We start from the raw sequence: 6,690 nt of genomic DNA on the forward strand, positions 1-6,690 counted from the left end.
AAATAGAATTTACTCCTTATACTTAACAAATGATTATATATCAATTTGCATACGAATACGTTAAGTTCGGTATTTCTATTTCCGTTTGTTTACCGGAGGTGAAAACCACATTTACACCACTGCTACCATTCAAAAGCTGCTGCAGTGCTTCAAGTTCTATTTTTCCGATAATATATCCGTAATCTGACCCGATGTAACTTTCAGAAATGCTGGTAAATGCATTTTTGTCAATGTCTTCTATGTCATTAAAGCTTAAATATACTTCCACTGCCTGAGAACCTCCGGAGGTAAAATCGGCAGACTTATAACGATAGGTATAACCTTGTGTCAGTGCAATTACATCAGATAGTACGGCGAGGCCGGTTGGCAAACTGCCCGCACCTTTTCCTATCAATGTTTGGTTACTTGCATATTTTCCATTGATCAGCACACAGTTAAATTCGTTTTCGACATGGTATAAAGGGTTCTGTTCGTCGATAAAATGTGGAGCGACCAGTGTTGAGAGAACTTTACCGTCAAAATGTGCCTTGGCCAATAACTTTATTTTAAGGTTTCTTTCTTTGGCAAAAGCAATATCCTTTTCTGAGATATTCTGTATTCCCCAGTTGAATATGTTTTCGGGATGTTGGCGTATGCCGAATGTATGTTGAAGTATGATGCTCAATTTAAATTTAGGGTCGAAACCTCCGACATCCAGTGTGGGGTCAGTTTCTGCAAAGCCATTGGCCTGAGCTTCGCCCAATGCTTCTTCGTATGATTTTCCTTCCTGGAAGAGTTTGGTTAATATGTAATTTGAAGATCCGTTAAAAATGCCTTTGATCTCTTCGATCTGTTCAGAAGCGTAATAATCTTCCAGGTTACGAATAATAGGTATGCTGCCACAAACGGCACCTTCGTAGAGTAGGGGAGTTTCATATTGCTTTTGCAGTGCAATAAGCTCATCCAGGTTTTCAGCGACCATTTTTTTGTTGGCAGAAACCACGGCCTTTCCTTTTTTTAGAGCGGCCCTTACAATTTCCAGCGCTGCCTTGGCGTCATCTATTAGCTCTACAATGATATTTATATCTTCATTATTCAGTATCTCTGCTGCGTCATAAGTGATTTTTTCAGCTTCAATACTTCTTTTCTTTTCTTTGTTTTTGACACAAACCTTAACTATTTCGGCATCGGCATTATTTTCCGACAGGGTTTTGTATAATCCCTGACCTACACACCCGAAACCAAAAAGACCTATCTTATATTTACTCATTTTATTTTTCTGTTTAGTAGTACTTGAATCTGTTTAGTCAGGGCTTTTGCTTCGATTAAAAACCCGTCATGTCCGTAAAGCGAATCTATAAGGCCAAACTCAGCGTCTTTGATGTTTTTTGCAATAAACTTCTGCTCAGCATAGGGGAAGAGAATATCGGTTCTGATACCCAATACCAATGTTTTTGCCTTTACAGATTTAAGGGCATGCCGCACGGACTTTTTGCCTCTTCCTATATTGTGGCTATCCATAGCTTTGCTTAGGTACCAGTAAGAAAGCACAGTGAACCTGTCGCTCAGTTTTTGCCCCTGATAATATTGGTAACTGCTGGCTTTGAAATCATCTACCTTATCCTCAAAATCCGTCTGGGTTTTTCTATAGGTATTTTGATTTCTGTAGGATAGCATGGCTATGGCCCTTGCTGCCTGTAGTCCCTTTTCCCCTGCGCCTTCATAGCTGTACTGGTAAGTAGGGTCGGCCTCTATGGCCATTCGTTGTGCAGTATTGAAAGCGATGCCCCATGCAGAGTGTCTCGCATTGGTAGCTATTACACAAATGGACTCAAACAATTCCACATCGGAAGAGGCCCACTCCAATAGTTGCTGGCCACCCATAGAACCGCCAATGCCGAGCAGTACTTTATCTATGCCCAGGTGGTCTTTTAAGATGCGGTGTACATTCACCATATCTTTTACCGTAACCAAAGGGAAATTCGGCCCATATTTTTCTCCCGTGCGGGGATCAATGCTATCCGGCCCAGTAGTGCCATAGCAAGAGCCTAGCATATTGGCGCAGACAATAAAGTACTTGTCAGGATCAATCAGGTAACCTTTTCCCACTACTCCCGGCCACCACTCCACAGGATCAGCATTGGCAGTAAGTGCATGAAATACCCAAACTACATTGTCTTTTTCTGGTGACAACGTGCCATAGGTGGTATAGCTGATCTCAAGTTCAGGGAGTGTGTTGCCACACTCCAGACTGAACTCTTGATTGAATTTGAGGGATTTCAAATTGTCTTGCTGATCAGGCTTCTGCTGATACTGCGGTTTTAACTTTGTCAAAGGCATTTTTTAAATCTTCTTTTATGTCATCTATATGTTCTATCCCCAGCGATATTCTGAGAAGGTTTGGCAATACACCAGAAGCAAGTTGTTCTTCGTCATTAAGTTGCTGATGTGTAGTTGCGGATGGCTGGATGATCAGCGTTTTGGCGTCACCTACATTAGCCAGATGGCTCACCAGTTTCAGGTTATCTACAAAGGCCGTTGCTTCCTCTTTTCCCCCTTTGATCACAAATGTCAGCACACCGCCAAAGCCGTTTTTCAGGTACTTTTTGGCCAGAGGGTGGTAAGTGCTGCTTTCAAGTCCAGGGTAGTTCACTGACTCTACCTGGGGGTGGTTTTCCAGCCACTTGGCCAGCTCAAGGGCATTGTCGACAGTACGCTGAACCCGGAGCGATAATGTTTCAAGGCCTTGTAGCAGCAGAAATGAGTTAAACGGACTCAGGGCCGGGCCAAAATCGCGCAAACCTTCTACCCGTGCCCTTATGGCAAAGGCGATGTTAGGAAGCCCTAAAGGATTGTTAAAGCCGAATGTCTCCCAGAAGTTAAGCCCATGATAACCTTCGGAAGGTTCTGTGAATTGAGGAAACTTGCCGTTGCCCCAATTATAATTGCCACTGTCAATGATCACACCCCCGATAGAAGTACCGTGGCCTCCGATCCATTTGGTAGCTGAAGCTGTAACGATAGCAGCTCCATGCTCAATAGGCCTGAATAAATAGCCGCCGGCACCAAATGTATTATCTACGATCAATGGGAGATCATATTTTTTAGCCAGTGCTGCAATAGCATCAAAGTCAGGAATGTTGAAGCCCGGATTACCAATAGTTTCCAGGTAGATGGCTTTAGTTTTATCGTCAATCAATTTTTCAAAGTGTTCCGCTTGGTCACTTTCAGCAAAACGGGCCTCTATGCCGATCCTTTTAAAGGCTACTTTGAACTGGTTGTAAGTACCTCCATATAGAAATGGCGAGGTAACAAAATTGTCGCCAACTGTCAGGATGTTGTTTAGTGCTATGAATTGTGCCGCCTGACCTGAGCCCACTGCCAGAGCAGCGACACCACCTTCAAGTGCTGCTATGCGTTTTTCAAACACATCAGTAGTCGGGTTCATGATCCGGGTGTAGATATTGCCAAATTCTTTCAGTGCAAAAAGGTTAGCACCATGCTCCGAATTTTTGAAAGTATATGAGGTAGTTTGATATAAAGGAACAGCTCTTGAACGTGTAGATGCTTCAACGTCTTCATATCCTGCGTGTAGCTGTAGTGTTTCAAATTTTAATGATTTAGACATAATCGTAATTATTTTAAATATTGTAGATCTTGAGAATATTTGGGTATGCTGCGCTAAGCGTATTTGTGCCTTTGTCAGAGTTTGCTCAGGCCCGGAAATGAATCGAATTATATAAGATTCCTATCCCGGTTTTATCTCAGGGCAGGTGGTGTTGTTTTGCGAGAGGAGCGAAGCCTAACGACAACAACAGCAGCAGCAACAACACATGTCGTCGCAGAATAAAGAAATGATGTAATCGGTCAGCGATTGAATTGATCGTTGAAAAACCGCTATTAGACCTGTTTGATGTTGGATTGATCTTTTCATTTTTCATCAATTTATATTCTCCCGAATCCGTCACTTGACGAACATTCCTGGGATCAGGATGTAGCACCTTGGTTTGGTTACCAGGTTGCTAGCGTTTCTCAGAGCCTGTCTCTCCACGCTTCTTTATAAATCGATTTCTCAAGAGAGAGTATCGAATTGATCCTACAAACGTAGTGAGCGTTTGCAATGTTTCCAAATCATTTGTTGAAATTTTTATCTAAACCCGTTGGATTCAGGCAATTTGGCTGCTATGGTGATGGTCAAAAGCTTCTTTTGCCAGTTTTTGAACATCTTCTTTCAATGCCTCCGGGCTTATTATAGATACTTCCGAACCAAACATTAGCAGCCAGCGGGATAAGCCCCTGAAAGATGAGGTCATAAACTTTAGTTCAACACCGTCACTTACTTCTTTTTCTTCAGCCAGCCCGAAATAGTATTTCTGTTCTCCCAGAAAATGGGCGATCCTTTTGGAAACTTTAATCCTGGACTCTTTAAGGTCGGTGCCCTGCATAAAGGTTTTGAGGTATTCCTGATAGGACTGATGGTTGCCCGGATCATAATACTCGTCTAACACACGAAGCTTGGTTATCCTGTCTGTACGGAAATCCCGAAGGTCCTGCCGCATTCTGCAAAAACCGATCATGTGCCAGTGAGATCCATAATAGCATAACCCCAGAGGTTCCACCTGCCGGGTATTGTATTGGCCGTTATAATTGGAAAAGTACTCAAAGGAAAGTACTTTTTTATGTGCCAGTGATGATTGTATATCGGACAGGAAGTGATCAGGAAATTGCTCAGCCGTCATGCTGGGCCTTTGCAGTACTTCGATATTCTGCTCAAGGTTTTCCAGGTAATCTTTTTCCTGTATTTTAAGTACAGCTTTGATTTTGTACATGGCTTCCTCAAAATGCTGCTGAATGGATTTGTCCGTATGCTTTTCAGCCAGCTTGGATGCCATTAGTATTGCACCCGCCTCCTCTTTGGTAAAGCTTACCGGAGGCAGGTTATACCCCTCCATGAGAAAGTAACCCTTGCCAGCTTCAGCACCAATTGGTACACCCGCCTCTTCCAGTGCCCGGATGTCGCGATATACCGTCCTCAGGCTTATTTCGAAGCGGTCAGCAATATGCTGAGCCGTAACTACTTTTTTACTTTGCAGTTGAATGAGAATAGCCGATAACCTGTCTATGCGATTCATTTTTCAGCCAAGTCTTTTATTTTATTGTTCATCGCCATAAAGCCGGCACGGGTTTTAGTATCCAGGCTTTTCCATAAAAGAGGAACAAGTAAACCACTGAAATCCTCTCTTTGAATGAAGATACATTTATTATCGGTAAGCTCTTCTATTTCAAAAATGTGGTGTCCGTCAAAAATTCCCCGCATAAACAAGCTTCCAAGCCACCCGAATTGTTTCTCCTTTTTAAAGAGTGTGACCTGGGGTTTGAAAACCATGGGTTTGGAGTCCGGTGGCTGCAAAGTTACTCTAAGCCGTTCCCTGATTTTGGGCTTACCTATTATGCTGATAATAAATGGGTTCCATTCCGGATATCTGTCAAAGTCCATCAGGATACTCCATATTTTATCAGGTGGGGCAGATATTTCTATGGATGTTTTAAGCTGCTTCATGTTTGGAGAGGAATTTTTGAATGTAGAAAGCTCTTAACCCAATAAGGATCACAAACGGAATAAAAGCATAATGAATCTGTTGTGGTAGAAATGCCCAACATAGAAGCAGTAAAAGGCTTATTATCCAGGTAGCACTAAAATATTTTGTCAAAAAAGCCGGTTTTTTGCGCATTAGCAATAAAAGTGCTACTGGAAAGTGCAAGGGTATAGCCCACAAAAGGTTAAAGTTGCGCGCCGCAGCATTATGATCAGTGGCCAACCACAGCAATAGCAGTAGCCATCCGATAAGTCCAATTACAGAAAACAGCAGTACATCGAAGCCGGCGTATAATTTGCCTTTTTTATAGCCAAAGTAGGTAGCTATGATTCCAATGAACAGTAATATGATAAATGATATCAACGGAGTAATTGCCGAAGCCTGATCTTCTTCCGGGGTTGAATTATAGGTAATGATAGTGTTTTTCACAAGGGGTACCCTTTTGCCATCGCGAACTATAGTGGCATGGTTAAATCCTTTTTCTATATAGTCAGGCAAAAACATGTACTCATACGGTGCAGCAACTTTATCCATTGGCAACCCAAGGCAGATATCAATGCCTAAGTCGCCCCAGGGCTGTTGTTTCAGGTAAAGGTCCGTAAGCTCCCTGATGGTATAGTTGGTATTGATATATGAGCCGTCAAATTGAACACTATCACCAAAGGTTTTTACCAACGCGTCCCTAACCCTGGTGGCACAGTTGTCATAGAAGTAATCGTACAGGTAGTACTGATTTTCCGGGAGGGCATTCCACTGAAGAAAGTCAAAGAGTTGTTGCTTTTGCTGGTGTGAGAGGTTCAGCACCTGTTCATGAATATAGCGATTATAGTAAATGTAGTAATCCCTGAAATTCCTGTATTCAGTTACGCCGAGTTTGTAGTTCAGGTGGCCTCGGGCAAAATTGAGGTAAAAGTTGGGCTGATCAAAGTCAAAGACCCCATAGTTGTACAATATGTCATAACCCTTTTGAGGATCTTTTACCCTGATGGCACTATGTCCGAAGGCAGAATAAAGTTCTCCCTGGTAGGGGCCACAAGTTAGAATATGAATCTCTCCTTTTTCTGAAAGCTGCAGGTTTTGCGAGTTGCTGATTAAGGGTAGAAATATTAATAAT

6 protein-coding genes and 1 riboswitch are annotated in these 6,690 nt (G+C 42.5%); all 6 genes read right to left on the reverse strand.

Annotated features, from left to right (window positions below; genetic code table 11):
• Positions 1 to 40: 40 nt before the first annotated feature.
• Positions 41 to 1,249 carry a homoserine dehydrogenase gene (locus E1163_RS03625; protein ID WP_155169549.1) on the reverse strand — a complete coding sequence of 403 codons (1,209 nt, stop codon included), beginning with the start codon at positions 1,247 to 1,249 and terminating at the stop codon, positions 41 to 43.
• Positions 1,246 to 2,313 carry a homoserine O-acetyltransferase MetX gene (gene metX, locus E1163_RS03630; RefSeq protein WP_246223486.1) on the reverse strand — a complete coding sequence of 356 codons (1,068 nt, stop codon included), beginning with the start codon at positions 2,311 to 2,313 and terminating at the stop codon, positions 1,246 to 1,248. Before metX ends, E1163_RS03625 begins: the two co-directional genes overlap by 4 nt.
• Entirely contained in the window at positions 2,276 to 3,607 is a 1,332-nt protein-coding gene (locus E1163_RS03635) for an O-acetylhomoserine aminocarboxypropyltransferase/cysteine synthase family protein (RefSeq protein WP_155169553.1), read from the reverse strand. Before E1163_RS03635 ends, metX begins: the two co-directional genes overlap by 38 nt.
• 314 nt (positions 3,608 to 3,921) lie before the next feature.
• A riboswitch (SAM riboswitch) is annotated at positions 3,922 to 4,045 on the reverse strand.
• A gap of 100 nt (positions 4,046 to 4,145) precedes the next feature.
• Positions 4,146 to 5,111 (reverse strand): helix-turn-helix transcriptional regulator, encoded by a 966-nt coding sequence (locus E1163_RS03640; RefSeq protein WP_155169555.1) that lies wholly within the window; start codon positions 5,109 to 5,111, stop codon positions 4,146 to 4,148.
• On the reverse strand, positions 5,108 to 5,539 hold the full coding sequence (locus E1163_RS03645) for an SRPBCC domain-containing protein (RefSeq protein WP_155169556.1): 432 nt from the start codon (positions 5,537 to 5,539) through the stop codon (positions 5,108 to 5,110). The genes E1163_RS03640 and E1163_RS03645 overlap by 4 nt, the downstream gene beginning before the upstream one ends.
• A partial coding sequence (locus E1163_RS03650) for a lipoprotein N-acyltransferase Lnb domain-containing protein (protein ID WP_155169558.1) occupies positions 5,526 to 6,690 on the reverse strand: 1,165 nt, incomplete at its 5' end. The genes E1163_RS03650 and E1163_RS03645, both read right to left, overlap by 14 nt.

Source organism: Fulvivirga kasyanovii, assembly GCF_009711405.1.
GTDB lineage: Bacteria > Bacteroidota > Bacteroidia > Cytophagales > Cyclobacteriaceae > Fulvivirga > Fulvivirga kasyanovii.